The following is a 23,908-nucleotide window of genomic DNA, read 5'->3' as shown; positions in this document are numbered from 1 at the left end:
TCGAGACCGCCCCCGGCGGCTGCTGACGGTATGGTGACAACATGTCCGCCCCTGTCAATTCTTCGCCCCCGCTCGGCCGAGTGACGATCAGCGACGTCGCACGGGAGGCGGGCGTCTCCATCCCGACCGTGTCCAAGGTCGTCAACGGACGGTACGGCGTCGCCCCGGCGACCTCGAAGCGCGTGATGGAGGTCGTGGAGGCGCTCGGCTACGAGACCTCCCTCGTCGCGAGCAGCCTCCGCCGGCAGCGCACCAATGTCATCGGGATCCTCGTCGCCGAATTCGAGTCGTTCTCCGTCGAGCTCCTCAAGGGCGCCTCGGCCGCCGCGGCAGAGGCTGGCTACGAACTGCTCGCCTACTCGGGCCTCGGCGCCCCCGGGCGTCCCGTCGGCTGGGAACGCCGCTCGTTGTCGCGGCTGGCAGGCACGCTCATCGACGGCGCGATCATCGTCACGCCGACGGTGCTCATCCCCACGACCTCCATCCCGGTGGTGGCCATCGACCCGCACACCGGGCAGGGCGGCCCGTCGACGATCGACTCGGACAACTTCGGCGGCGCGCGGGTCGCGACGCAGCACCTCATCGATCTCGGGCACCGGCACATCGCGCACATCCGAGGGCGCAGCGACCTGGCCTCCGCCCAGTTGCGCGAGGCCGGCTATCGCGACTCGCTGGCCGAGGCCGGCATCCCGTTCGACCCCGCCCTCGTGCTCGACGGCGGCTATCAGGCTGCACAGACGGCGGAGAGCGCCCGGGAGCTGCTGACGCGCACCGATCGGCCGACCGCGGTCTTCGCTGCGAACGACATGTCCGCCCTCGGAGTACTGCAGGTGGCGGGCGAGCTCGGACTCCGCGTACCCGAAGACCTCTCGGTCATCGGCTTCGACGACATCCCCGAGGCCGCGAGCTCGACACCACCGCTGACGACCCTCGCCCAGCCCCTCCACGACATCGGAGCGCAAGCCCTCCAGATGCTCATCGAGCTGCTCGACGGCCGCGAGGTCCCCGACGGAGTGCACCTGCCCGCCGTGCTCGTCGTGCGCGGGAGCACCGGCCCCGTGCCTCGTCGCTGACCGGTACCCGCGCCCGATGCACTCCGTGGCCGTGTCTTCTGCCGCAGCGCCCGCCCATCGGCTCGTCGAGACGAGAGTCACCGTGACGGATGCCGCCGGCGCTCCCCTGCCGGGCGCCGAGGTGATCGTCGCCCAGACCTCCCACGCCTTCGCCTTCGGGAACATCGGCTTCGACTTCATCCCACTCGCGAACGGCGAGGCCGACGAGATCGGCTCCGAGCACCTGGCCGAGTTGTACCTGGACGTCTTCAACACGGCAACGCTGCCGTTCTACTGGGGCCGGTTCGAGCCGCGACGCGGAGAGCCGGACACCGCGCGGCTGCAACAGACGGCGCGCTGGTTCCGCGACCGCGGAGTGGCGCTCAAGGGCCACCCGCTGGTCTGGCACACGGTGCAGCCGGATTGGCTGCTCGGGCTGCCGGTCGACGAGGTCGAGCGGCTGCTGCGGTCGCGCATCCGCCGCGAGGTGACCGACTTCGACGGGCTCGTCGACACCTGGGATGCGATCAACGAGGTCGTCATCATGCCGGTGTTCGACAACGGCGACAACGGCATCACCCCGCTCGCCCGCGCCAAAGGACGCATCCCGATGGTCCGGCTGGCGTTCGAGGAGGCCCGCGCCGCGAATCCGGATGCCCGGCTGCTGCTCAACGACTTCGACCTGTCGAGCGACTACGAACGTCTGATCGAAGAGGTTCTCGACGCCGGCATCGAGGTCGACGCACTCGGACTGCAGACGCACATGCACCAGGGTTACTGGGGCGAGGACGTCATGCTCGCCATGATCGAACGCTTCGCGCGCTTCGGCCTGCCGCTGCACCTCACCGAGACCTCGCTCGTCTCGGGCAGCCCGATGCCGCCGCACATCGTCGATCTGAACGACTACCGAGTCCCGTCGTGGCCGTCCACCCCAGAGGGCGAAGCACGTCAGGCCGACGAGCTCGAGCGGCACTACCGCTCGCTCGTCTCCCATCCGGCCGTCGAGGCGATCACGTACTGGGGCATCACCGACTCCGGCGCGTGGCTCGGCGCGCCGATCGGGCTCGTGCGGGCCGACGGCACGCCGAAGCCGTCGTATGACGCGCTGCGCAGGCTGGTGAAGGACGAGTGGTGGATCGCGCCGACGACCGTCGTCACCGACGCGGAGGGACGGTTCTCCGTCACCGGATTCGCGGGCGACTACGGCCTGCGGGCAGGCGTGGCGACCTCCGCCTTCACTCTCTCCTCGGCGCAGCCGGAGGTATCGGTCGGCATCGACCGACCGTGACGCCGGTCACCAGCTCTCCGGCCGTGCCCCCAATCCGACGGGCGCGGGACGCTCGACGGTCGAATGCAGGGTCACGACCTCGTGGCTGCGGCCGGCCGCGATGACCGACTCCATGATCTCGAGAACGTGGAATGCGAGCTCACCGGATGCGCGGTGCGGCCGCCCGGTCTCGATGGCGCGCGCGAGGTCGGCCAGACCGACGCCGCGGCCCGCATCCGCGTAGCCTGCCGCGACCGGCACATCCTGCCACGCACGGTCCGCGGAGGTCGCGATCGCCGCCGTGTCCGAGAACCGGTTGGGGTCGGGCACCGAGATCGTGCCCTCGGTGCCGTAGACCTCGAACAGCGGCACGCGCGTCTCCCACACCTCGAACGAGACCGTGACGGTCGAGATGACGCCGTTGGCGTGCTCGAGGATGGCGGTCACGTGCGTGTCCACATCCACCGGGATCGCGCTGCCGGCCAGAGGCCCGGTCGCGACGGAGCGCTCGCGCGCCGAGCGGCCGACAGCGCCCGAGACGCGCACGACCGGTCCGAAGAACGTGACCAGGCTGGTCAGGTAGTACGGCCCCATGTCGAAGAGCGGGCCACCGCCCGGCTGGTAGTAGAAGGCGGGCGCCGGATGCCACAGCTCGTGGCCGGGCGCGCTCCAGGCGACCGCGGCGGCGACGGGCGCGCCGATGCGCCCCGCGTCGAGCAGCGCCCTGGCGGTCTGGATCCCCGTGCCGAGCACCGTGTCCGGGGCGCTGCCGACGCGCAGGCCGGTCTCGGCGGCGCGCGCGAGCACGGGAGCCGCATCCGCCGTGGTCAGCGCGAGCGGCTTCTCGCCGTAGACGTGTTTGCCGGCCTCGAACGAGCGCAGTGCGATCTCGGTGTGCGCGGCGGGGATGGTGAGGTTGAGCACCGCGTCGATCCGCGGGTCGGCGAGCAGCGCATCCACGGTCATCGCGTCGACACCCTGACTGCGCCCGACGGCGGACGCGCGGTCGAGGTCGAGGTCGGCGACGGCGGTCAGCGAGAGGTTCGGGAGCTTGGGGAACTCCGCGAAGTACTGCTGGCTGATGTTGCCGACGCCGACGATGCCGATGTTCAGCGTGCTGCCCACAGGAGGCCCCTCTCGATGATGGTGCGGACGTTCGGATCCTCCACGATCTCCAGGCGGTGGCCGGGAGCCGAGACGAAGATGCGCCCCTCGCCCCACTGGCGCGTCCAGATCGCGGGCGCCGTGACCGGGCGGTTCCACGCATCCCACGGCCGCACGGACTGCGTCGTGGTGGCCAGCACGTCGTTGTACTCGTCGCTCAGCACCCAGTACTGCTCGGTGACCAGGTCGAAGTCGTCGATGCCCTGCGTGATCGGGTGCCTCTTGCCGTAGTCGGTGATGTTGACCGTGTACGGGATGTAGTTGTCCGACTGCTCGCCGGTGCGCTCGGCCGGGTCCTTGCCGGCGTGGTGGGCGAACTGGCCGCCGATCATGTGCAGGTAATCGGCGTTGTCGCGGTACGAGTCGGCGATCCCGCCATGCCAGCCGGCCATGCCGGTTCCGTTCAGCACGGCGCGCTGCAACCCGGCGAACTCCTCGGGTTCGATCGTGTTCATCGTGTTGATCTGCAGCACGAGGTCGACCGTGTCCATGTACTCGGCGTCGGTGTAGACGGCCGGCGACTCCTCGACCCGCACCGCGAAGCCGTTGGCCTCCAGGAACGGGATGAAGAGCTCTGTCGTCTCGACGGGCATGTGCCCGTCCCAGCCGCCTCGTACGACGAGGGCGTTCTTGGCCATGGGATCCTTTCGGTTGTCTGGAGCGTTCGATCCGGGCGCGTTCGATCCGGGCGCGTTCACGATGCGGTGGCGGTCCAGGCGCTGCCGGCGGCAGCGCTCCGCTCGACGGCGGCGAGCACCCGCTGCACGTGCAAGCCATCGGTGAACGACGGCTCCGGGTCGGTGCCGCCGGTGATGGCCTCGACGAAGTCCTTGACCTCGTGCGAGAACGCGTGCTCGTAGCCGATCGCGTGCCCGGTCGGCCACCAGTTCGCCATGTAGGGATGCTCCGGCTCGGTCACGAGGATGCGCGTGAAGCCCTGCTCCCCCGCCGGCGCGGTCGCGTCGTAGAACTGGAGCTCGTTCATGGCCTCCAGGTCGAAGGCGATCGCACCACGGGATCCGCTCAACTCGATGCGGAGCGCGTTCTTGCGGCCGGTCGCATACCGGGTGGCCTCGAAGGCACCGATCGCCCGGTCGGCATGACCTCCGGCAAGGCGTGCGGTGAACCAGGCGGCATCGTCGACGGTGACCGTGCCGCGCTCGGCCGATGCGGTACCGGAGAGCCCGACACCCTCGCCCAGCAGAGGGCGCTCGGTGACGAAGGTCTCGACGGTTCCGCTCACGCCCGCGAGCCGTGAGCCGGTGAGGTGCTCGACGAGGTCGATCGCGTGGGCGCCGATGTCGCCGAGCGAACCCGATCCTGCCGCGGCCTTGTCGAGACGCCAGGTCATCGGGCCGTTTTCGTCGGTGAGCCAGTCCTGCAGGTACTGCGCGCGCACCTGCCGGATCGTGCCGAGCCTGCCCTGCTGGACGAGCTGGCGTGCGAACGCGATCGCCGGCACGCGGCGGTAGCTGAATCCCACCATCGAGCGCACCCCGGCGGCGGAAGCACGCTCGGCGGCCGCGGCCATCCGCTCGGCCTCCTCGACCGTGTTGGCCAACGGCTTCTCGCAGAGCACGTGCTTTCCGGCGGCGAGGGCCGCGATGGCGATCTCGGCGTGCGAGTCGCCCGGCGTGCAGATGTCGACGATGTCGATGTCCGGATCTTCGACCACGCGCCGCCAGTCGGTCTGCGCGTACCGCCACCCGAACTTCACCCGCGCATCCTCGACCCGGGATGCGTCCCGCCCGACGATCGTGTGCAGCACCGGCTCGGCGTCGAGGTCGAAGAACCGCGGAGCGACCCGCCACCCCTGCGAATGAGCGGCGCCCATGAATCCGTAGCCGATCATGGCCACGCCGAGAGTCTGCTTCGTCTGATTCATCCGGTGCTCCTTTGCGCAGTGTGCCGTCAGACCGTAGCGCCGCCGCCAAGCGGGCGCAAGTCATCGAGGCTCTGGAAGACTACGGGGTTTCGGTGACCCCGATCGCCTGATAAGTTTATCCACACAACAAATCACCACTCGATTCATCGATGACGCTGAAGGACGCATATCCATGAGCACCACACCCACCCGCGCCGACAAGTTCTCATTCGGCCTCTGGACCATCGGCTACAACGGCACCGACCCGTTCGGCGGCCCCACCCGCCCGCAGCTCGACGTGGTCGAGGCGGTCACCAAGCTCAGCGAGCTCGGTGCCTACGGCCTCACCTTCCACGACGACGACCTCTTCGCGTTCGGCTCGACCGACGCCGAACGTCAGAAGCAGATCGACCGCCTCAAGCAGGCGCTCAGTGACACCGGGCTGATCATCCCGATGGTCACCACCAACCTCTTCAGCGCACCTGTCTTCAAAGACGGCGGCTTCACGTCGAACGACCGCGCCGTGCGCCGGTTCGCCCTGCGCAAGGTGCTGCGCCAGCTCGACCTCGGCGCCGAGCTCGGCGCGAAGACGTTCGTCATGTGGGGCGGCCGCGAAGGCGCCGAGTACGACTCGGCCAAAGACATCCGCGCCGCCTTGGAGCGCTACCGCGAAGCCGTCAACCTGCTCGGCGACTACGTGACCGACAAGGGCTACGACATCCGCTTCGCCATCGAGCCGAAGCCGAACGAGCCGCGCGGCGACATCCTGCTGCCGACGGTCGGCCACGCGATGGCCTTCATCGAGACGCTCGAACGCCCCGAACTCGTCGGCGTCAACCCCGAGGTCGGGCACGAGCAGATGGCGGGCCTCAACTTCGCGGCCGGTATCGCCCAGGCCCTCTACCAGGGCAAGCTGTTCCACATCGACCTGAACGGTCAGCGCGGCATCAAGTACGACCAGGACCTCGTGTTCGGCCACGGCGACCTGCAGAACGCGTTCGCGCTCGTCGACCTGCTCGAGAACGGCGGCCCGAACGGCGGCCCGTCGTACGACGGCCCGCGCCACTTCGACTACAAGCCGTCGCGCACCGAAGACATCACGGGCGTCTGGGACTCGGCCGCGGCCAACATGCGCACCTACCTCCTGCTCAAGGAGCGGGCTGCGGCGTTCCGCGCCGACCCCGAGGTGCAGGAGGCGCTCGAGGCCTCGCGCGTCACCCAGCTGTCGGTCAGCACGCTGAACGAGGGCGAGTCGTACGACGACCTGCTCGCCGACCGCTCGTCGTACGAGGACTTCGACGCCGACGCCTACTTCGGTGGCAAGGGCTTCGGCTTCGTGCGCCTGCAGCAGCTCGCGCTCGAGCACCTCCTCGGCGCCCGCTAGACCGTTCCACCCGGGTTCCTCCGGGGCTTCTCCCGGGGCGAGGGGTGCGTGACATGCGCGCCCCTCGCTCTCCCGTTCCGGCGGGAGTGTCTGTTTCGCAAGAAGTTCGCCAGTAAGAGAGTGAGAGCGATGACGCTCGTGGTTGGGGTCGACTCGTCGACGCAGAGTTGCAAGGTGGTCGTGCGCGACCTCACGACCGGCGAGGTCGTGCGCACCGGTCGGGCGGTGCATCCGGAGGGCACAGAGGTCGACCCGGCCGCCTGGTGGACGGCACTGGGCGCCGCTCTGGCCGATGCCGGCGGGCTCGACGACGTCGACGCCATCTCGATCGCCGGGCAGCAGCACGGCATGGTGGTGCTGGATGCGGCGGGCCGCGTCATCCGCGACGCCCTGCTCTGGAACGACACCCGCAGCGCGCAGGCCGCGACCGACCTGATCGACGTGGTCGGCGCGGAGGCCTACGCGACGCGCGTCGGGGTGGTGCCGGTCGCCTCGTTCACCGCGACGAAGCTGCGCTGGCTCCGGGATGCGGAACCCGCGAACGCTGCGCGCGTCGCGGCCGTCGCCCTCCCCCACGACTGGCTGACCTGGCGCCTGCGCGGGTACGGCCCGGCCGGCGAGAGCGAGCTCGGACCGGTGCTCGAAGAACTGACGACCGACCGGTCGGATGCGAGCGGCACCGCGTACTGGAGCGCGGTGAGCGGGATGTACGACCTCGAACTGTTCGAGCTGGCGCTCGGGCGGGCCGGGCGCGAGGCGCTCGGTTCGGGTGCCGCGGCTTCGGGGCCAGGAGCGGCGGGGCCGGCCGATGCGGTCATCCTGCCGCGGGTTCTCGGACCGGGCGACGCCGCCGGGCGCACGCCGACGGGAGTGCTCGTCGGTCCCGGCGCCGGCGACAACGCAGGCGCCGCGCTCGGACTCGGCGCCGCCGACGGCGACGTCGTCGTCTCGATCGGGACGAGCGGAACCGTGTTCGCCGTCACCGACCACCCCATCGCCGACGCGAGTGGCGCGGTGGCCGGGTTCGCCGACGCCAGCGGCCTCAGCCTGCCGCTCGTCGCGACCTTGAACGCTGCCCGCGTGCTGTCGTCGATCGCATCCCTGCTCTCCGCCGACAACGACAGCCTCGCCGCCCTCGCGCTCGAGGCCCAGCCCGGCTCAGGCGGTGTCGTGCTCGTCCCGTACTTCGAGGGCGAGCGCACGCCGAACCTGCCCGACGCGACGGCGAGCGTCCACGGCCTCACCATCGCCTCGACCCTCCGCGAGAACCTCGCCCGCGCCGCCGTCGAAGGGATGCTGTGCGGACTGGCAGACGGACTCGACGCCGTGCGCGCGGTCGGCGTGCGCGAGCAGCGCATCCTGCTCATCGGCGGCGCTGCCCAGAACCCGGCGGTCGCCACGGTCGCGTCGCAGGTGTTCGACGTGCCGATCGTCGTCCCGTCACCCGGAGAGTACGTCGCCGGCGGCGCGGCCGTGCAGGCCGCGTGGGCGCTCACGGGCACACGTCCGGCCTGGCCGCTCCCGCTCGCCGCGGAGCTCGCCCCGGACGTGCAGCCGCACATCCGCGCTCAATACGCCGCAGCCACCTCGTCGTCCTGAACTGCGCTCGCGCGCTGCCAGCGTCCAGTCGCGGCAGATCGACCTTCCCGCCGTCTCGGAAGGTCGATCTGGCGCGACTCGGGCGATGAGGACGGTGGGCGACCTCCGTCTACCGTGGCGGGTTCTCGGCGGGCGCGTCCGACAGGGGAACGTTGTCGGCGAAGGCCCGCACCGTGCGAGCGACGACGGAGGCGGGCTCAGCATCCCAGATCGCCTGGTTGAAGATCTCCACCTCGACGTCGCCGCGATAGCCGGCCGCATCGACGGCGTGCGTCAGAGCCGCGAAGTCGATGTGGCCGTCACCCATCATGCCGCGGGCGAGCAGCACATCCTGAGGCAGCGGGGTGACCCAGTCGCAGACCTGGAAGCTGACGATGCGACCGGAGGCGCCGGCCCGGGCGATCTGGTCGAGCACCTGCGGGTCCCACCAGAGGTGGAACGTATCGACGACGACTCCGACCGACGCGACAGGGAACTGATCGGCGAGGTCGAGGGCCTGCCCGAGCGTCGAGAGCACGGCGCGGTCGGCGGCGTACATCGGGTGCAGCGCCTCCAGCGCGAGGGTGACACCGGATGCGCGGGCCTCGGGCTCGAGCTCGGCGATCGCGTCGCGCATCCGCTCACGGGCACCGCGGAGGTCGGTCGATCCGGCGGGGAGGCCGCCGGCGACGAGGACGAGCACGGCTGCGGATCCGTCGGCACCGGCCGCGGCCAGCGTCGCCGTCTCCTCGATGGCGGCACGGTTGTCGTCGAGCGAGCGACGGCGCTCCGGGCCCTCGACCGCGGTGAAGAATCCGCCACGGCACAGGCTCGAGACGCGGAGCCCCGAGTCGGCGACGAGCTTCGCGGCGTCTCGCAGCCCGACCTCGGCGACCGGCTCGCGCCAGAGGCCGATGCTCTGCACGCCGGCGTCCGCCGTCACGCGCAGCGCCGTCGCCAGGTCCGCGTACTTGATCGTCGCCTGGTTGATCGACAACCGCGGATGCGCAACGCGATCGAGTCCAGCCGAAGTCCCCGAATGCGCAGCCTGTGAGGGGATTTCGGCTTGACTCGATTGCGTTTCGGGGGTCATGAGGCGAGTCCGTTCAGGGTGAGGAGGGTGCTCCATCGAGCGGCGGCGAGCTCGGGGCGCTCGAGGGCGCCGGACGCGTTCGCGAGGCGCACGATCTCGGACAGATGCGGCAGGCTGCGTGCGGCGTGGAGGCCGCCGATCATGGAGAACGACTCCTGGTGGCCGTTCAGCCACGAGAGGAACGCGACACCCGTCTTGTAGTAGAAGGTCGGCGCGGCGAACACCTGGCGCGACAGTGCCTCCGTCGGCGCCAGCACCCCTCGGTAGCGCGCGGTGTCGTCGGCGTCCAGGGCCTGGATGGCGGCGGATGCGCTCGGCGCGAGGGCCGCGAAGGCCCCGAGCAGCGCATCCGAGTGCGTCGCTCCGTCACCTTCGATGAGGCCGACGTAGTTGAAGTCGTCGCCGGTGAACATGGCGGCGCTCTTCGGGAGCCGCGCACGAAGCGCGATCTCGGCCTGCGCATCCAGGAGGCTCATCTTGATGCCGCTCACACGGTCGGCGTTGTCGCCGATGATGCGCAGCACGGTCTCGCTCGCAACGGCGGAGTCGGTCGAGCCGAAGTAGCCGGCGAGCACCGGGTCGAAGGCGGCGCCGAGCCAGTGCAGGATGACCGGCCGGGACGCCGACTCGAGCACAGCGCGGTAGACGCGTTCGTAGTCCGCGGCCGAGGTGGCTGCCCGCGCGAGATGGCGGCTGGCCATGAGCACGACACCCGCTCCCGCGTCCTCGGTGAAGTGCAGCTGCTCCGTGTACGCGTCGATCACCGCATCGAGGGAGATGACCTCGTCCTCGACGTGGTCGGTGTTGACGCCGACCACGATCGCGCCCCCGACCGAGCGCGCCTCTGCTGCACTGCGCGCGATGAGGTCGCGGGTGGCCCGCGCGTCGAGTCCCATGTTGCGCTGCGCGGTGTCCATCGCGTCGGCGACACCGAGACCCCACGACCAGACGTGGTGGCGGAACGCGAGGGTTGCATCCCAATCGATGTCGGCGGGTGCGCCCGGCACGTTCTCGGCCCACGCCTTCGGAACGACATGCGCCGCCGCGTACGCCGTGCGCGAGGTGAGCGGCCCGGCCGGTTTCGAAAAGTGCGGAGCCTCCTGCAGGGCGACGGATGCGGTGGTGCCGTCTGCGCGCAGCAGTACGAGGTCGGTCATCAGATGCCGACCTCGGGGAGCTCGACGCGCCGGCCCTCGCGGGACGAGAGCAGTCCGCGCTCGGCGAGCAGGACGCCGCGGGCACCGGCCAGGAAGTCGTACGGGTTGGGCGCATCCTCGACGACGTGGCGGATGAACTCCTCCCACTGGGTCTTGAAGCCGTTCTCGAAGACCTCGTTGGCAGGCGACTCGATCCAGTCGGTGTCGTAGTCGTGCTCGTCGGCGATGTCGGGGTTCCAGACCGGCTTCGGGGTGGCGTTGCGGGGTTGGATCTTGCACCCGAACAGGCCGACGACGGCGCTGCCGAGGGTGCCGTCCACCTGGAACTCGACGAGTTCGTCCCGGTTCACGCGGGTGGTCCAGGACGAGTTGAGCTGAGCCGTGATACCGCCTTCGAGCTCGAAGATGGCGTAGGCCGCGTCGTCGGCGGTCGCGGTGTACTGGTCGCCGTTCTCGTCGACGCGCGACGGGATCTCGGTGACCGCGCGCGCGTACACCGACTCGATGCGGCCGAAGAGGTTCTCGAGCACGTAGCTCCAGTGCGGGAACATGTCGACGACGATGCCGCCGCCGTCTTCCGCGCGGTAGTTCCAGCTGGGGCGCTGGGCCGCCTGCCAGTCGCCCTCGAACACCCAGTAGCCGAATTCGCCGCGCACCGAGAGGATGCGGCCGAAGAATCCCGAGTCGATGAGCCGTTGGAGCTTGCGCAGCCCCGGCAGGTACAGCTTGTCGTGCACGACGCCGTTCTTGACGCCGGCCGCCTGCGCGAGGCGTGCGAGCTCGAGCGCGTCTTCGAAGGATTCCGCGGTCGGCTTCTCGGTGTAGATCGCCTTGCCGGCAGCGATCGCCTTCGTGATGGCGGGTACGCGGGCCTTCGTCACGAGGAAGTCGGAGTAGATCTGCCAGCGATCGTCGGCGAGTGCCGCATCCAGGTCGGTCGTGTAGTTCTCGATGCCGTGCCGGGCCGCGAGCTCGGCCAGTTTGGCCTCGCTGCGACCGACCAGGATCGGCTCGACCTGAACACGGCTGCCGTCGGCGAGGAGCACGCCACCCTGCTCACGGATCGCGAGGATCGAGCGCAGCAGGTGCTGGCGGTATCCCATGCGCCCCGAGACGCCGTTCATGATGATGCCGATGGTCGACTCTGACACTGGAACTCCTTCGTTGACGGGAAAGCGCTTACCACGATAGCCCGCCGAGTCGATTCGCGTCAAACACCGACGAGCTGAACGGCGCGGGCCTCAGGACGCGAGGGGCTCCTCGACGCGTCCGGCCAGCCAGCGCACCGCCCGACCGATGATCGCCTGATGGGTCGGGGAGTCGTACGACGCCGTGTCGTGACCGAGGGCGTCGTAGACGACGCGGGCATCCCCGTAGGTGCGCGCCCAGAGCAGCGGATACTCGTCGCCCTCGTGCTCGTGGGTCGCGAGCGGCACGAGGTCGGGTGCGGTGCGCAGGTACGTGTACCGCTCATCCTCGACGTCGAAGTCGGTCAGCCCCGACACGATCGGATGACGGTCGGGATGCACGTGGATGCGCGCCCACGAGTAATCGGGATGCATCGTGGTCCCGCGCACCCAGACAGCGCCGAGGATCCCCTCCCACTCGGGAACCCCGCGCAGCGACGTCGAGGTGACATGCATCGCGAGCAGAGGCCGCCCGTTCGCCAAGTAGGCGAGCAGCCCGTCGCGGGCGCGACGCTCGGCACCGGGTTCCGGATGCTCGGGGTCGGTCTGCGCCGGGTCCCCGATGTTGAGAACGAGCAGGTCGGGGGCTGAGGGGCCGTCGAGCGTCGCGAGTCGCGCATCCACGTCCTCCGAGAGCTCGACCTCGAACCCCTCCTCGCGCAGGATGCCGGCCAACCGCTCGGACGTGTCGGCGAACGGATGCCACGGGTCGCCGTACCGTCCGGCGCCGCTGAGGATGAGAGCACGACTGGACACAGGACCTCCCGAGTGGCGGAGTCAGAGGATGCCGTCGTCGCGGAACAAAGACGGCACGCCCATGGTAAGCGCTTTCTGGCGCCGCGCGATCAGGCGACGGCGGGCGCTCCGCCCGGGTAGGTGTCGCGACGGCCGCCCGGTCCGACGTACTGGGAGCGGCCGTACCCGACAATGAAGTAGCCGATGATGGCGAACAGCCACAGCAGGAGGATGCTGAACACCGCACTCCTGCCGAAGGCCCGGCCGACACCCAGTGCGACGATGATCGCCACGACGATGTTCACCAGCGGGATGAAGTACAGGATGACGAGGGCGCCGTGATACCCGGCGATCTTCACCAGCAGATAGGTGTTGTAGATCGGGATGAGCGCGCCCCAGCCGGGCTTGCCGGCCTTGGTGAACACGGGCCAGAGTGCCAGCACGACGAGCACGTAGCCGATGATGCCGCCGAAGAGCGAAGGGACGGGGTCGTAGGCCGTGGCCTGCGTGGTGATGAGATCGTCGAGCGGGAAGGACGTCAGCATGGGTTCTCCTCAGAATGGACCCCCCGACACTATCGGCGGCCCGCTCCCGGGGTGGAGGCGCGCAGGATGACCGTGCCCTCGAAGGGCATGGCGAGCGCGGGGTCGGCCTCCGGCGAGTCGGCCAGGGCCAGTTCGAGCGCCCGAGCGCCGATTTCGGCGAGCGGGAGCGCGACCGTGGTCAGGGACGGCGTCACGTCCTGCACCAGCGGGATGTCGTCGAATCCGGCCACCGCGATGTCGATGCCGGGGGTCAGCCCGGCGTCGCGCATGGCGGCCATCGCGCCCAGCGCCATCACATCGGTGACCGCGAAGACGCAGCCGGGACGTCCGCCCGCGGCCAGGAGCGCGGCCATGGTCTCGTAGCCTCCGTCACGGGAGAAGGCGCCCGGCACGACCAGCGCATCCGGAACGACGTCGAGAAAACCCGCGGCCCGGTCGCGAGCGGTGAGCAGGTTCTCGGGGCCGGCGAGCACGACGACGTCGTCGTAGCCGCGATCCACCAATGCCTGGGCGAGGGATGCAGCGCCCTCGCGGTTCTGCACCGGCACCGACCTGAGACCCTCTGCGGCCGCACCGATGAGGGCCACCCGCGCCCCGCCGCGCTCGATGGCGATCAGCTCGGCGGTGCTTCCGGAGGGTGCGCCGACGGCATCCAGCTGCCGGCTGCCGGCGAGGATGACGGCCCGGGGCCGCTGACCCTTCAGGGCCGTGAGCGTCGCCGCTTCGCGCGCCGCATCGGCTCCCGTCGCAGTGAGCGTGACGATCAGGCCGCGCTCGTCCGCGACCCGGATGACGCCGGAGGCGATGCTCGAGAAGTACGGGTCTGCGATGTCGCCGACGACGATGGCGACGGTGTTGGTCGTGCCGCGTGCGACCGCCTGCGCCTGCACGTTGGCGCTGTACCCGAGGGCGGCCGCCGACGCGAGCACCCGGTCGTGCAACTCGGCGTTGACCTTGCGCGTGCTGCCGTTGAGTGCGCGGGATGCGGTCGCCAGCGACACCCCTGCATGCGCGGCCACCTGGGCCAGCGTCGCCGCACTCTCACTCACGGCTCCACCCTAGGGGCTGGGCGAGCCACAGGCGGACACGCGCGGTCACGGCGGTCAGGCGGCGAGCATCCAGACGAGGCCGGCTCCGCAGACGACGGCCGAGACGAGCGAGTGGATGCGCCACCCGCGACACGCGAGGAACGCGCGCGCCAGTGCCCACGCGACCACGACCGCGACGACGACCGCCGTCGCGGAGCCGGCCCCGCCCATCCCACCCGTGCCGCCCATCCCGAACCCTGCGCTCAACACGTGCGCATGCGCGCCGACTCGCGGCACATCGACGTTCCCGGCTCCCGGGAAGGTCGAATCACCGCGACTCAGCGCCATCGCGGCCATGAGGAGGAGCATCGCCCACAGGTCGGCGAGGTGCTCGCGCGCCCAGTGGTTCGCCCGGGCGAGCGGGGCGTAGGCGAACGAGAGCAGCGCCAGTGCGATCGCGGCGGCGGCCATGGCCGCGGACCCGTGCCCGGCGAGCACCGCCCACGCCATCACGGCCATCGGCAGCACCTCGTGCGCGAGCGCCCGTCCGGCCGCGATCGCTGCCGCCCCGCCTCGCGCCGACGGGCCCGCCTCGTGCGAAAAGTGCGGTTCGCGGCCTCGAAACCGCACTTTTCGCACGAGCCAACGCGCGGGCGCGGGCGTGAGGGTCACGCGCGCCAGAGGGTCTTCACGTTGGTGAACTCGCGGATGCCGAGGGCGGAGAGTTCGCGACCGTAGCCCGAGTCCTTCACGCCGCCGAACGGCAGCTGCGGGAACGATGCCGTGAGCCCGTTGACGAAGACGCCGCCCGCCTCGATCCCGTCCTGGAACTGTCGGGCCTCGGCGTCGTCCCGGGTCCACACGCTCGAGCTCAGCCCGAAGTCGCTGTCGTTGGAGAGCTCGATCGCCTCGACAGCGCTCGAGACCTTGTAGAGGCAGGCCACCGGGCCGAAGCACTCCTCGCGGTAGATGCGCATCGCGGGAGTGACACCGGTGAGCACTGTCGCCGGATAGAACCACCCCGGCCCGTCCGGAACGTTTCCGCCGGCCAGCACGTTCGCACCGAGTGCGCGCGCATCCTCGACCAGTTCGTGCGCGTCGCGACGGCCCTGTTCGGTGGCGAGCGGTCCGAACGAGGTGTCGGGATCGAACGGGTCGCCGGCGACCTGTGCGCGCATCCCGGCCACGAACGCCGCTTCGAACTCGTCGTAGACGTCTTCGTGCACGTAGTAGCGCTTGGCCGCGATGCAGCTCTGGCCCGAGTTCTGCACGCGCGCGTTGACGCCCGCAGTCGCAGCGGCCGGGATGTCGGCCGACGGCATGACGACGAACACGTCCGTGCCGCCGAGTTCGAGCACCGACTTCTTGATGTTGCGCCCTGCCGCCTCGGCCACCGACGAGCCCGCGCCCACCGAACCGGTCAGCGTGACGGCCCGGATGCGTGGGTCGTCGAGCAGCGGAGCGACCGCTCCCCCCTCCACGAGCAGCGTCTGGAAGGCGCCGACCGGGAAACCGCCGCGCGCGAACAGCGAGCCGAGGTAGAGCGCGCTCTGCGGAACGCTCGATGCGTGCTTCAGGATGCCCGTGTTCCCGGCCATGAGCGCGGGCGCCGCGAACCGGATCACCTGCCAGAACGGGTAGTTCCACGGCATGACCGCGAGTACGGCGCCGATCGGCTGGTACCGCACGCTCACGGCCGAGGCTCCGACATCTCCGGGCTGCACGGGATGCTCGTCGGCGAGGTACTCTTCCGCGTGATCGGCGTACCAGCGCATCCCGCGGGCCGACTTCGACACCTCGTATCGTGCGGTGCCGATGGTCTTGCCCATCTCGGTCGAGACGAGGGAGGCGACCTCGTCGAGTTCGGCGTCGAGGAGGTCGGCGGCGGCGTGCATCCACTCGGCCCGCTGGGCGAAGGTCGTCGCGGCGAGGTCGCGGTAGGTGCCGTGCGCCCGCGCGACGATCTCTTCGATCTGGTCCGCGGTGTGCGGCTCGAACGTCTTGAGCGTCTCGCCGGTGGTCGGGTTGACGGTGGCGATGGCCATGCTGACTCCTTTGTTCTGCGGTTGGCTGTGGTGCGGAGGTGCAAGCTCTAGTCGGCGGAGGTGCCGTGGGTGCCGGATGCGGCGAGCCGGCGGGCGAGCTCGACACCGCCCGCGACGGGCGCGTCTTCGAGCAGCACGACGCCGAGTGACGGATGAGCGGCCGCGACCCGCGCGGAGAACGCGGCGAGCAGGCGCGGCTGGTTGGCGATCACGCTGCCCGCGGCGACGACCGAGTCGCCGACGGCTCCGCGGCGGACGAGCTGCCCGACGAGTGCGGCCAGGTGCTCCGCCGCCCGGTCGATGACCGCAGTCGCGAGCGCCGAGCCGGCATCCGCGGCGGCGAACACAGCGATCGCCCGCGGTCCCCAGTTCTCCGGCGTCGGGGTGTCGTTGACGGCGCGCGCGAGCGACGGAGCCGAGTCGACGCCGAACGCCTGCTGCAGCCCCGACAGGAGGCCGTCATCCGGGAGCCCGTCGTCTCTGGCGGCGAGCGCGGCGATGGTCGCCTCGCGCACGATCGCGGGGGCTCCGCCCTCGTCGCCGATCACCCAGCCCCAGCCGCCGGTGAAGAGCGTCTCCCCGGATGCGTCCTGGCCGACCGCGATCGAGCCGGTGCCGGCGATGACACCGATCCCCGTCTCCAGCCCCGCCGCCGGAACGAGCAGGGCGGCGTCGTTCACGACGGCCGAGCGGTATCCCAGCGCGGTCAGTTCGTGCGCGAGTTCGTGGCAGTGCTCGACCGTGTCGCAGCCCTGCGCCCCGACACCGACGGCGACCACCTGATCGCCGGGCGCGACGACCCGACGGATGCGCTCGACCAGCCAGCGAGCGGCGTCCCCTGCCGGCGAGGCGCTCCAATCCTCGGCCGGCAGGGAGACGTCGGCGATACGCGAGCCGTCGAGAGAGACGACCCGCACGCCGAGCTTGGTGCCACCGGCATCCAAGCCCACGATCACATCGGTCACGCGGCACCGCCCGCGTCGACCGGAACCTTCGTGTCCGCGTTGTGGAACACGAACTCCTCGATCTCGACCCCGCGCACCGCGGCGACGGCCCCGACGAGCACCTGCATGACCATCGCCTCGAGCACGGCCCGCTGGGCGGCGGGCAGCTTCGGCAGCTGCACGACGTGCAGGGTCGGGGTGGAGTCGACGGCCTCGCCCGAGATGAGGATCACGTGGTGACCCGCCTCGGAGAGCGTGGTCGCGAGGTCGAGCTCGCGGCTGTCGCCGAACACGACGTGCACGCCGTCGCCCGCCGACTCCATCGAGCCGTGCAGGTACTGGCGGGTGCTCATGCTCGTGGCGGGGATGCGCGCGACCTCGCGGAACAGCAGGGCACCAGCCTCCGCCGATCCGACCGCGGGCCCGGCGCCGACGAAGTCACTCGACCCGACCGTGCGGAACAGCTCGGCGAGCGCGGTGACCCGCTCGGTGACCGCCGCCTCGATACGGGAGAAGGTCTCGTTGAGGGTGAACCAGCCCGGGTCGATGCGGCCGCCGTCCCAGGCATCGGCGAGCATCCCGAGTGCTGCGACGGTCGCGGTGTACCCGATCGTCGAGGCGTAGCTGTCGTCGAGGTTGCCGAGGGCGATGGTCGAGGCGATCTGCGAGATCGGCGACGGCTCGGTGTTCACGACCGCGAGGCGCAGCTCGGGCGCGACCGATTCGAGCACGGCCAGGGTTTCGGCGCTGCGGCCGCTCTGCGAGATGCCGACGATCGGATGCGCGCTCTCCGGGAACGGAACCGGCAGGTCACCGGCACCGAGCCGCCACGAGTGGATGCCGCGCGAACGCAACTCCCAGACGGCCGCGCACGCCGCCGCGAGGCTGGCGCCGATGCCGACGAACACCGGGCCGGGGCCCTCCAGCTCTCCGGCGGCCTGCCGGTCGGCGAGCTGCGCGGCGATCAGCGGAATGGCCCGGCCGAGCTCGTCGGCCTGGGTCGCCCGCGCTGCCGCGAAAGTGTTGTACCCGTTCATTCGTGTCCCCTTAAGGCTGTCGTCGTGCCCGCGGCGGCGATGGCGGCCGCGGAAGCGTTGGCGGAGTGCGGTGCGGACGGATCCCAGTCGGCGGCGAGCGGTTCGACCGCGGGTGCCGTGCTCCGGATGCGCACCGGCAGCCCGGTCTCGATCGACTCCTCGATCGCGAGCATCACTTCGAGTGCGTGGAGTGCGAGCTCGCCGCTGGCGCGGGGTGCTCTGCCGTCCCGGATGGCGCGCGCCATCTCGAGCACGCCGACCCCCCGGTCGCGGTGCGCGCCGGGCGGCGGGAGTTCGACCCATTCGGTCTCGCGGTCGTCGCCGGCGAGCAGCCGGGTCGCGCCATCGAAGCCGCTGACCGGCACCCCGAGCACCCCGGTCGATCCGGTGATCTCGAAGGTCTGCCGGCGCTGGGGCGAGTCGAAGCTGTAGATGGACGTGCCGACGACACCCGTCCGGAACCGGGTGAGCACGCTGACGTGCGTGCTGACCTCGACCGGGAACGACTCGCCCGCATCCGGACCCGACCCGATCACGCGCTCGGCGCGTGGACGCTGCCCGACCGCCTCGACCGATTCGATGGGCCCGAGGAGCTGCACCATCGTGCTCACGTAGTACGGTCCGATGTCGAAGAGCGGGCCGGCACCGCGGGCGAACAGGAACTGCGGGCGGGGATGCCACGCATCCGGACCCGGCCCCTGCATCAGGGTGAGCAGTGTCAGCGGGGTGCCGATCGCGCCGTCGGCCAGCAGCCGGTGCGCGTTCTGGATGCCCTCGCCCAGGATGGTGTCCGGCGCGTTCGCGACGACGACGCCGCGAGCCGCGGCGGCGGCGAGCAGTTCCTTGGCGCTGGCGAGGTCGAGCGTGATCGGCTTCTCGCCCCAGACGTGTTTGCCGGCCGCGACGGCTTTCATCCCGACCTCGGCGTGTGCCGCCGGGATCGTGAGGTTGACGACGATCTCGACCTCGTCGAGCGAGAGCAGTGCGTCCACAGGTCCCGCGAACGGGATGCCGTACTCGGCCGCCTGCGCCTCGGCGCGCGCGACGTCGAGGTCGGCGATCGCGACGACCTGCACATCCGGGTACGAGGTCAGGGAGCGCAGGTACTCGTCGGAGATGTTGCCCGCTCCGATGATGCCGATGCCGGTCATGCGTTCACCAGCCCGAGAAAGTAGGCCGCGTTCTCGTCGACGAGCGGGAAGACGTCGCCCTCGTGCACGACGACCTCGACGACGGCCAGCTCGAGGCCGGCCGCGAGCGGCAGCACCTGAGCGATGTCGAACGGGTTCTCGTCGTCGTGCTTCACGTGCAGGAAACGCACACGGTCGCCGAGGCGCGGGATGAGCTCGGTCACGTCGGCGCCGCCGACCGCCGCCCAGTAGGTGTCGAGTTCGAGCACCACGGCCGGGTCGAGCAGGTCGACCAGCAGCTCGTACGCCGGGACTCCGTCGATCGTCTGCGCGAACTCGAAATCGTGGTTGTGGTAGCCGACCCGGATGCCGTGGCCGGCAGCAGCGACGGCCGCCTCGTTGATCGCGGCGGCGAGCGCCTCGACGCCCTCCCGGGTGGCGATCGACGCCGGCCGCACCCAGGGCACGATGACCGTCCCGATGCCGAGGCGCGTGGCCGCGGCGAGCACGGCATCCCGGTCGAGCTCGGTGATCTTCGCGTGCGCGGTGACGGCGCGCAGCCCGGACGATCCGAGCGCGGCGGCGAGGCCTTCGGTGTCGCTCAGGATGTCGTACGGTTCGACGTGCGTGAAGCCCGCGGCGGCGAGGCGGGCGAGGGTGGCGGGGAGCGCATCCGGGCCGATGTCGTCGCGCACGCTGTAGAGCTGCACGCCCAGGGGGCTGGTCATCAGTGGTGTCCTTCGTGGTGTCGGTGCGCTCCACCCGGCGCGCAGTGGTCGCTCGTCGACGCGGGGATGTCGAGCGTCGGGTTGCGTCCGAAGAACCCGTGCGGCTTCAGTACGAAGCCGGTCGAGTCGACGGGCATGATCGGCCAGTCCTCGATACGCGGGAAGTGGGTGAGCCCGAAGGTGTGCCAGAGCACGATGTCGGTGTCGTCGACGCTGCGGTCGGCGGCCGTCCAGGCGGGCAGGCCCGCTCCTCCGGGGTGCATGTTGACGAAGTCGCCGGCCGGGTACAGCTCGGTCGGCTCGTAGGGCGTCACCCAGAGGTGCTTCGCCGAGTAGGTGGCACGCGCGTAGATGTCGGACTGCTCGTCCGCCAGCAGCGCCGGCTTGCCCTCGGGGTAGAGCACGTACCCGACACTGCCGCCGAGACGGTTCTTCACGCCGGGGTTCGACACAAGCCAGACCCGCCCGCGGGCGTTGTCGGCCATGCGCTGGGCCTCCGACTCGGTGTGCAGCCGCGCGACCGTCTGCGTGATGCCGGTGCCGGTCGGATTCGCGTCGCCGCGTGGAACGAGCACCGCCTCGAGTTCGTCGACCGCGTTCGAGACGCCGTCGACCATCATGTCGAGGCGTGCGCTGAACAGGTGCTGGTGGTACGGGGCGCCGAGTCCTGGCGCGAGCTCCGACGCGTACGGGTAGCCGGCTCCCGGATACGCCGACGTGAAGACGACGCCGGTCGCCTTGACCTCCAGCTCGATGCTGCCGTCGAGCGAGAAGTACCAGTAGAAGCCGTAGTCGTAGTTGCCGACGGTGACGAAGAACGAGACGACCAGGCGGCGGTTCCGGCGGGATTCGCTCGATCCGTTCCAGTTGTCGAAGTGCTTCCAGAGGATGCCGGTGTCCTCCTCGTGGATGCAGATGGCCTGCGGGATCACACGCGCGTTCCCGGCGTTGTCGGCGAGCACCGCATCCAGGTACGTGATGTCGCCGACGCAGTCGCAGCCGAGTTCGAGCGAGTTCGCGAAGCCGCCGAGCAGGTACTCGCCGCAGTCGAAGAAGTTCTGGAACCAGCGCTGCGGGCTGGGGTCGCCGTACGGCACCATCATCTCGGCGATGGATGCGCGGTACACGACCGGCCGCTGCACCCCGCCGTCATCGATCGAGATGTTGTGGAAGACGAGTCCCTCGCGCTGATCGAACGACACCTGCAGGTTCCAGCCCGCCCAGGAGAGCACGCCGTCGTCGTCGATCGTGAAGCTGGGGCCCTCCGGCTGGGTGATCTCGATCGGTTTGAGCCCCTGACGCGCCGGTCTTCCGACCCACTCGGGCAGGTGGAAGTTGCCGTCCTCGTGGGGAACCGGAAGGTCGACGTAGTCGATCACGTCGAGCACCTCGCGGGTGACCACATCCACCATCACCGTCACACCGTCGACCGGATGCGCCCAGCCGAGATCGTCGGGCGTCTTCTGCACGAAGGTGAAGCAGCGCTGGATGCGGCGGCCCTGCTCATCCGGAGCGAGCACGCCTGCAGAGAGCGGGTTCACCCGCAGCGTGCTGAGGTCGGTGAGACCGCGCTTCGCCATGGCGGCGAGCCAGCGCTCGTCCTGGTGCACGATCTCTTCGACCAGGCCGAACTCGGCGAGCACCACGGGAACCTGGCCCTCGGCCGGATCGAGTTGACGGGACGAGAGGATGCTGTCCTCGGCCGGGCAGACCACCACGTCGTGCGAAGCGCCGGAGCCGAAGTCGACGAGCAGTGCGCGGAAGCGGCGCGCTCGGGGCGTCGCTCCCGGCACGAGCAGCGTGCGCTTGTCCTCTTCGAGCAGCCCGAAGTAGGAGACGTGGGTGTTCTCGCCGAGCAGGCCCTCGCGCACCAGGATGGCGCGCGAGGCGTCGATCTCGCCGGCCGTGAGCGAGGCGAGGGCGCCGGCGGTGGTGGTCGTCACGGCGGTGTCGGTCACTGGAGCTCCGTTCGGTTGTGGCGGGCGAAGTACGTGCGCAGGCGGTAGCGGTCGCCCGCGTACTGGATGGTGGAGGCGAGCACCGGACGGTCGGTCCGGCCACTCACCAGCTGGTGCATGACGAGCGTCGGGGTTCCGACCACGACATCGAGCTGCGCCGCGATCTCGGGGGTCGCCTCCCGCGCCTCGATGGTCGTCTCCGCGTTCGCGAGGTCGTGGCCCGCCTCGGCGAGGGCCTCGTAGAGCGAGTGCACGCGGAAGTCGTGACGTTGCGGATCCGGGATCAGCGTCGCCGGAACCAGCGACAGGTCCACCGCGATGGCGACCTCGTTGAGCATGCGCACCCGGCCGAGCCGGAAGAGGGGCGTTCCCGGCGCGATGCCCAGCTTCTCCGCCTCGTCGATGGTGGAGGCGGACACCTCGGCGCGCAGCACGCGGGACGACGCGACCAGGCCCATCCGGTCGGCCGTCTCGCTGAACGACTCCAGACTGTTCGGCCACTCGTTGCGCTCGTCGGTCGCCCCGGCGATGTACCAGCCGCGGCCGTGGGACGGAGTCAGCACGCCGTCCTCGACGAGGGTCTGCAGGGCTTTGCGCAGGGTGACGCGGCTGATCCCGAGCCTCAGGCAGAGCTCGCGCTCGGGTGGGAGCCGGGTGCCGGGACGCATCGACCCGGATGCGATCTGCGCGCGGATCGCATCCGCCGCCTGCACCCAGAGCGGGTCGGGATAGTCGGTGCGGATGGAGACGTCGCCGACGGTCGGCTGCGTGCTGGTGCCCAGGGTGCCTGTGCCGAGCTGTGGAGTGGTGCTCATCGGTCGAGGCTCACCTTCTCCCACGTTCCGCTCTTCATCGAGGCGTAGCAGGCGTCGAGGATGCAGTTGACGACGAACCCGTCGTCGAACGTCTCGATGGGCGCCTCCCCCGCGGCGAACCGGTCGACGAAGTGCCGCATCTCCTGGCTGAAACCGTAGGCGCGCGCCTCTTCCGGCACCGGGTAGACCCAGCCGGTGTCCGCATCCGCCTTCTCGACCAGATAGCCGGCCGGGTTCTCGATGAAGCCCCAGACCGGGGTCTGCGACGTGTCTGTCACGATGCGGCCGGCGCTGCCGACGAGCTCGTGCCGCAGCTGCATGCCACCCTTCTCGATCCAGGACGACTCGATCTGGGCGAGCTGCCCGCCCGCGAACTTGAGCAGGGCGATCGCGGTGTCCTCACCGGTGGTCTTGTCGGCGTGGACCATCGTGGCGCCCCAGGCGAAGACCTCGGTGACCGGGTTGTCCTTGCCGAAGAAATGCCGGGCCGATTCGACGGTGTGGCAGCCCATGTCGAGCAGGGCTCCCCCGCCGGCGGTCTCCGCATCCCAGAAGTGCGGGGCGTGCGGGCCGGAGTGCGCTTCACGCGCCCGCATGGTGAGCACGTCGCCGATCGCGCCGGCCGCGACCATCTGGTGCGCTTTGGCGATGTTTGGCGAGAAGACCGAGCTCTCGGCGTAGCCGTGCCAGACCCCGGCCTCGGTGACGATCTTCAGGATCTCGGCCGCTTCGGCTCCGGTGCGGGCGAGGGGCTTGGTGCAGACCACGCCCTTTCCGGCCGCTGCCGCGATGCGCACCGCTTCGACGTGCACCTCGTTGGGAAGGGCGATCACCACCAGGTCGACGTCGGGATTCGCGCAGAGCGCCTCCATCGAGTCGTACTGGTTCGGGATGGGCCCCCACTTCGCTGCGAAGTCCTGAGCGCGCTGGAGGTCACGCGAGTAGTTCGCGACGATTTCGGCGTTTCGAACATCCTGCAGCGCGTCCGCGTAGGTGTCGCTGATGAACCCTGAGCCGAGCAGACCGACGCGAATCACATTTCCTCCAACTGAAGCATGACTCTTATCGTACCCAGGTGGTACGGCATTGGTCTACATTTTGAAGAGGTTCGTGCGTCAAATAAATACCTCCTGCTACCTCTTGGTCCACCACACGCACATCGAGTCCGGGAGAAATCCCGTTTTCCCGCGGTGGGAA

At 70.2% G+C, this 23,908-nt stretch carries 22 protein-coding genes; 4 read left to right on the top strand and 18 right to left on the bottom strand.

Annotation, left to right across the window (positions count from 1 at the left end; all coding sequences use genetic code 11):
- Nucleotides 1-41: 41 nt before the first annotated feature.
- A complete protein-coding gene (locus ACFVV0_RS05230; protein ID WP_387059184.1) occupies nucleotides 42-1,073 on the top strand; it encodes a LacI family DNA-binding transcriptional regulator in 1,032 nt (343 codons plus the stop codon).
- Between the two features lie 16 nt (nucleotides 1,074-1,089).
- Nucleotides 1,090-2,340 carry an endo-1,4-beta-xylanase gene (locus ACFVV0_RS05225; protein WP_387059181.1) on the top strand — a complete coding sequence of 417 codons (1,251 nt, stop codon included), beginning with the start codon at nucleotides 1,090-1,092 and terminating at the stop codon, nucleotides 2,338-2,340.
- 6 nt (nucleotides 2,341-2,346) lie between these two features.
- On the opposite strand, the gene ACFVV0_RS05220 is transcribed toward ACFVV0_RS05225, so the two are convergent.
- From ACFVV0_RS05220 to ACFVV0_RS05210, 3 genes are read right to left on the bottom strand one after another with little or no spacing between them, the layout of a single operon-like run.
- Complete coding sequence (locus ACFVV0_RS05220) at nucleotides 2,347-3,444, bottom strand: Gfo/Idh/MocA family protein (RefSeq protein ID WP_387059178.1); 1,098 nt, start codon at nucleotides 3,442-3,444, stop codon at nucleotides 2,347-2,349.
- Nucleotides 3,429-4,121 (bottom strand): ThuA domain-containing protein, encoded by a 693-nt coding sequence (locus ACFVV0_RS05215; protein WP_387059175.1) that lies wholly within the window; start codon nucleotides 4,119-4,121, stop codon nucleotides 3,429-3,431. The genes ACFVV0_RS05220 and ACFVV0_RS05215 overlap by 16 nt, the downstream gene beginning before the upstream one ends.
- A 56-nt stretch (nucleotides 4,122-4,177) precedes the next feature.
- Nucleotides 4,178-5,368 carry a Gfo/Idh/MocA family protein gene (locus tag ACFVV0_RS05210; protein ID WP_387059172.1) on the bottom strand — a complete coding sequence of 397 codons (1,191 nt, stop codon included), beginning with the start codon at nucleotides 5,366-5,368 and terminating at the stop codon, nucleotides 4,178-4,180.
- 172 nt (nucleotides 5,369-5,540) lie between these two features.
- Here ACFVV0_RS05210 and xylA point away from each other — a divergent pair, with 172 nt between their 5' ends.
- Complete coding sequence (xylA, locus tag ACFVV0_RS05205; RefSeq protein ID WP_387059169.1) at nucleotides 5,541-6,731, top strand: xylose isomerase; 1,191 nt, start codon at nucleotides 5,541-5,543, stop codon at nucleotides 6,729-6,731.
- A 129-nt stretch (nucleotides 6,732-6,860) separates the two neighbouring features.
- Nucleotides 6,861-8,330 carry an FGGY family carbohydrate kinase gene (locus ACFVV0_RS05200; protein WP_387059166.1) on the top strand — a complete coding sequence of 490 codons (1,470 nt, stop codon included), beginning with the start codon at nucleotides 6,861-6,863 and terminating at the stop codon, nucleotides 8,328-8,330.
- Nucleotides 8,331-8,439: 109 nt separating this feature from the next.
- On the opposite strand, the gene ACFVV0_RS05195 is transcribed toward ACFVV0_RS05200, so the two are convergent.
- The 15 genes from ACFVV0_RS05195 to ACFVV0_RS05125 all read right to left on the bottom strand — a co-directional run bounded on the left by ACFVV0_RS05195 (nucleotide 8,440) and on the right by ACFVV0_RS05125 (nucleotide 23,748).
- A complete protein-coding gene (locus ACFVV0_RS05195) occupies nucleotides 8,440-9,306 on the bottom strand; it encodes a sugar phosphate isomerase/epimerase family protein (RefSeq protein ID WP_387059163.1) in 867 nt (288 codons plus the stop codon).
- Between the two features lie 92 nt (nucleotides 9,307-9,398).
- On the bottom strand, nucleotides 9,399-10,559 hold the full coding sequence (locus ACFVV0_RS05190) for a dihydrodipicolinate synthase family protein (protein ID WP_387059160.1): 1,161 nt from the start codon (nucleotides 10,557-10,559) through the stop codon (nucleotides 9,399-9,401).
- Nucleotides 10,559-11,683: a Gfo/Idh/MocA family protein gene (locus tag ACFVV0_RS05185; RefSeq protein ID WP_387059496.1), complete on the bottom strand. Its 1,125-nt coding sequence runs from the start codon at nucleotides 11,681-11,683 to the stop codon at nucleotides 10,559-10,561. The genes ACFVV0_RS05190 and ACFVV0_RS05185 overlap by 1 nt, the downstream gene beginning before the upstream one ends.
- A 117-nt stretch (nucleotides 11,684-11,800) precedes the next feature.
- Nucleotides 11,801-12,502 carry a ThuA domain-containing protein gene (locus ACFVV0_RS05180; RefSeq protein ID WP_387059157.1) on the bottom strand — a complete coding sequence of 234 codons (702 nt, stop codon included), beginning with the start codon at nucleotides 12,500-12,502 and terminating at the stop codon, nucleotides 11,801-11,803.
- A gap of 89 nt (nucleotides 12,503-12,591) precedes the next feature.
- Nucleotides 12,592-13,026, bottom strand: a complete 435-nt coding sequence (locus ACFVV0_RS05175) for a DUF5684 domain-containing protein (RefSeq protein ID WP_387059154.1) — start codon at nucleotides 13,024-13,026, stop codon at nucleotides 12,592-12,594.
- A gap of 29 nt (nucleotides 13,027-13,055) precedes the next feature.
- A complete protein-coding gene (locus ACFVV0_RS05170; RefSeq protein WP_387059151.1) occupies nucleotides 13,056-14,075 on the bottom strand; it encodes a LacI family DNA-binding transcriptional regulator in 1,020 nt (339 codons plus the stop codon).
- 54 nt (nucleotides 14,076-14,129) lie between these two features.
- A complete protein-coding gene (locus ACFVV0_RS05165; RefSeq protein ID WP_387059148.1) occupies nucleotides 14,130-14,726 on the bottom strand; it encodes a hypothetical protein in 597 nt (198 codons plus the stop codon).
- Nucleotides 14,723-16,099, bottom strand: coding sequence for an aldehyde dehydrogenase AldH (gene aldh / locus ACFVV0_RS05160; RefSeq protein WP_387059146.1), 1,377 nt, complete (start codon nucleotides 16,097-16,099; stop codon nucleotides 14,723-14,725). Before aldh ends, ACFVV0_RS05165 begins: the two co-directional genes overlap by 4 nt.
- 47 nt (nucleotides 16,100-16,146) lie before the next feature.
- On the bottom strand, nucleotides 16,147-17,064 hold the full coding sequence (locus tag ACFVV0_RS05155; RefSeq protein ID WP_387059143.1) for a BadF/BadG/BcrA/BcrD ATPase family protein: 918 nt from the start codon (nucleotides 17,062-17,064) through the stop codon (nucleotides 16,147-16,149).
- A complete protein-coding gene (locus ACFVV0_RS05150) occupies nucleotides 17,061-18,080 on the bottom strand; it encodes an SIS domain-containing protein (protein ID WP_387059140.1) in 1,020 nt (339 codons plus the stop codon). The genes ACFVV0_RS05155 and ACFVV0_RS05150 overlap by 4 nt, the downstream gene beginning before the upstream one ends.
- Nucleotides 18,077-19,231: a Gfo/Idh/MocA family protein gene (locus ACFVV0_RS05145; protein WP_387059138.1), complete on the bottom strand. Its 1,155-nt coding sequence runs from the start codon at nucleotides 19,229-19,231 to the stop codon at nucleotides 18,077-18,079. Before ACFVV0_RS05145 ends, ACFVV0_RS05150 begins: the two co-directional genes overlap by 4 nt.
- Nucleotides 19,228-19,938, bottom strand: coding sequence for a sugar phosphate isomerase/epimerase family protein (locus ACFVV0_RS05140; protein ID WP_387059135.1), 711 nt, complete (start codon nucleotides 19,936-19,938; stop codon nucleotides 19,228-19,230). Before ACFVV0_RS05140 ends, ACFVV0_RS05145 begins: the two co-directional genes overlap by 4 nt.
- Nucleotides 19,938-21,896, bottom strand: a complete 1,959-nt coding sequence (locus tag ACFVV0_RS05135; protein WP_387059132.1) for a primary-amine oxidase — start codon at nucleotides 21,894-21,896, stop codon at nucleotides 19,938-19,940. The genes ACFVV0_RS05140 and ACFVV0_RS05135 overlap by 1 nt, the downstream gene beginning before the upstream one ends.
- Nucleotides 21,893-22,711, bottom strand: coding sequence for a GntR family transcriptional regulator (locus ACFVV0_RS05130; protein ID WP_387059129.1), 819 nt, complete (start codon nucleotides 22,709-22,711; stop codon nucleotides 21,893-21,895). The genes ACFVV0_RS05135 and ACFVV0_RS05130 overlap by 4 nt, the downstream gene beginning before the upstream one ends.
- On the bottom strand, nucleotides 22,708-23,748 hold the full coding sequence (locus ACFVV0_RS05125) for a Gfo/Idh/MocA family protein (RefSeq protein ID WP_387059126.1): 1,041 nt from the start codon (nucleotides 23,746-23,748) through the stop codon (nucleotides 22,708-22,710). The genes ACFVV0_RS05130 and ACFVV0_RS05125 overlap by 4 nt, the downstream gene beginning before the upstream one ends.
- Between the last annotated feature and the right edge of the window lie 160 nt (nucleotides 23,749-23,908).

This window comes from Leifsonia sp. NPDC058230, assembly GCF_042882245.1.
Taxonomy (GTDB): Bacteria; Actinomycetota; Actinomycetes; order Actinomycetales; family Microbacteriaceae; genus Leifsonia.
The sequence above is the reverse complement of the archived record's forward strand: the minus strand, read 5'-3'. Positions and strand labels throughout refer to the sequence as shown.

Bases quoted from the DNA above. Each gene is read 5' to 3' on its own strand.
- ACFVV0_RS05230 (WP_387059184.1), top strand. From the start codon at position 42: ATGTCCGCCCCTGTCAATTCTTCGCCCCCGCTCGGCCGAGTGACGATC.
- ACFVV0_RS05225 (WP_387059181.1), top strand. From the start codon at position 1,090: ATGCACTCCGTGGCCGTGTCTTCTGCCGCAGCGCCCGCCCATCGGCTC.
- ACFVV0_RS05215 (WP_387059175.1), bottom strand. From the start codon at position 4,121: ATGGCCAAGAACGCCCTCGTCGTACGAGGCGGCTGGGACGGGCACATG.
- ACFVV0_RS05210 (WP_387059172.1), bottom strand. From the start codon at position 5,368: ATGAATCAGACGAAGCAGACTCTCGGCGTGGCCATGATCGGCTACGGA.
- xylA (WP_387059169.1), top strand. From the start codon at position 5,541: ATGAGCACCACACCCACCCGCGCCGACAAGTTCTCATTCGGCCTCTGG.
- ACFVV0_RS05200 (WP_387059166.1), top strand. From the start codon at position 6,861: ATGACGCTCGTGGTTGGGGTCGACTCGTCGACGCAGAGTTGCAAGGTG.
- ACFVV0_RS05190 (WP_387059160.1), bottom strand. From the start codon at position 10,559: ATGACCGACCTCGTACTGCTGCGCGCAGACGGCACCACCGCATCCGTC.
- ACFVV0_RS05185 (WP_387059496.1), bottom strand. From the start codon at position 11,683: ATGAACGGCGTCTCGGGGCGCATGGGATACCGCCAGCACCTGCTGCGC.
- ACFVV0_RS05175 (WP_387059154.1), bottom strand. From the start codon at position 13,026: ATGCTGACGTCCTTCCCGCTCGACGATCTCATCACCACGCAGGCCACG.
- aldh (WP_387059146.1), bottom strand. From the start codon at position 16,099: ATGGCCATCGCCACCGTCAACCCGACCACCGGCGAGACGCTCAAGACG.
- ACFVV0_RS05150 (WP_387059140.1), bottom strand. From the start codon at position 18,080: ATGAACGGGTACAACACTTTCGCGGCAGCGCGGGCGACCCAGGCCGAC.
- ACFVV0_RS05145 (WP_387059138.1), bottom strand. From the start codon at position 19,231: ATGACCGGCATCGGCATCATCGGAGCGGGCAACATCTCCGACGAGTAC.
- ACFVV0_RS05140 (WP_387059135.1), bottom strand. From the start codon at position 19,938: ATGACCAGCCCCCTGGGCGTGCAGCTCTACAGCGTGCGCGACGACATC.
- ACFVV0_RS05130 (WP_387059129.1), bottom strand. From the start codon at position 22,711: ATGAGCACCACTCCACAGCTCGGCACAGGCACCCTGGGCACCAGCACG.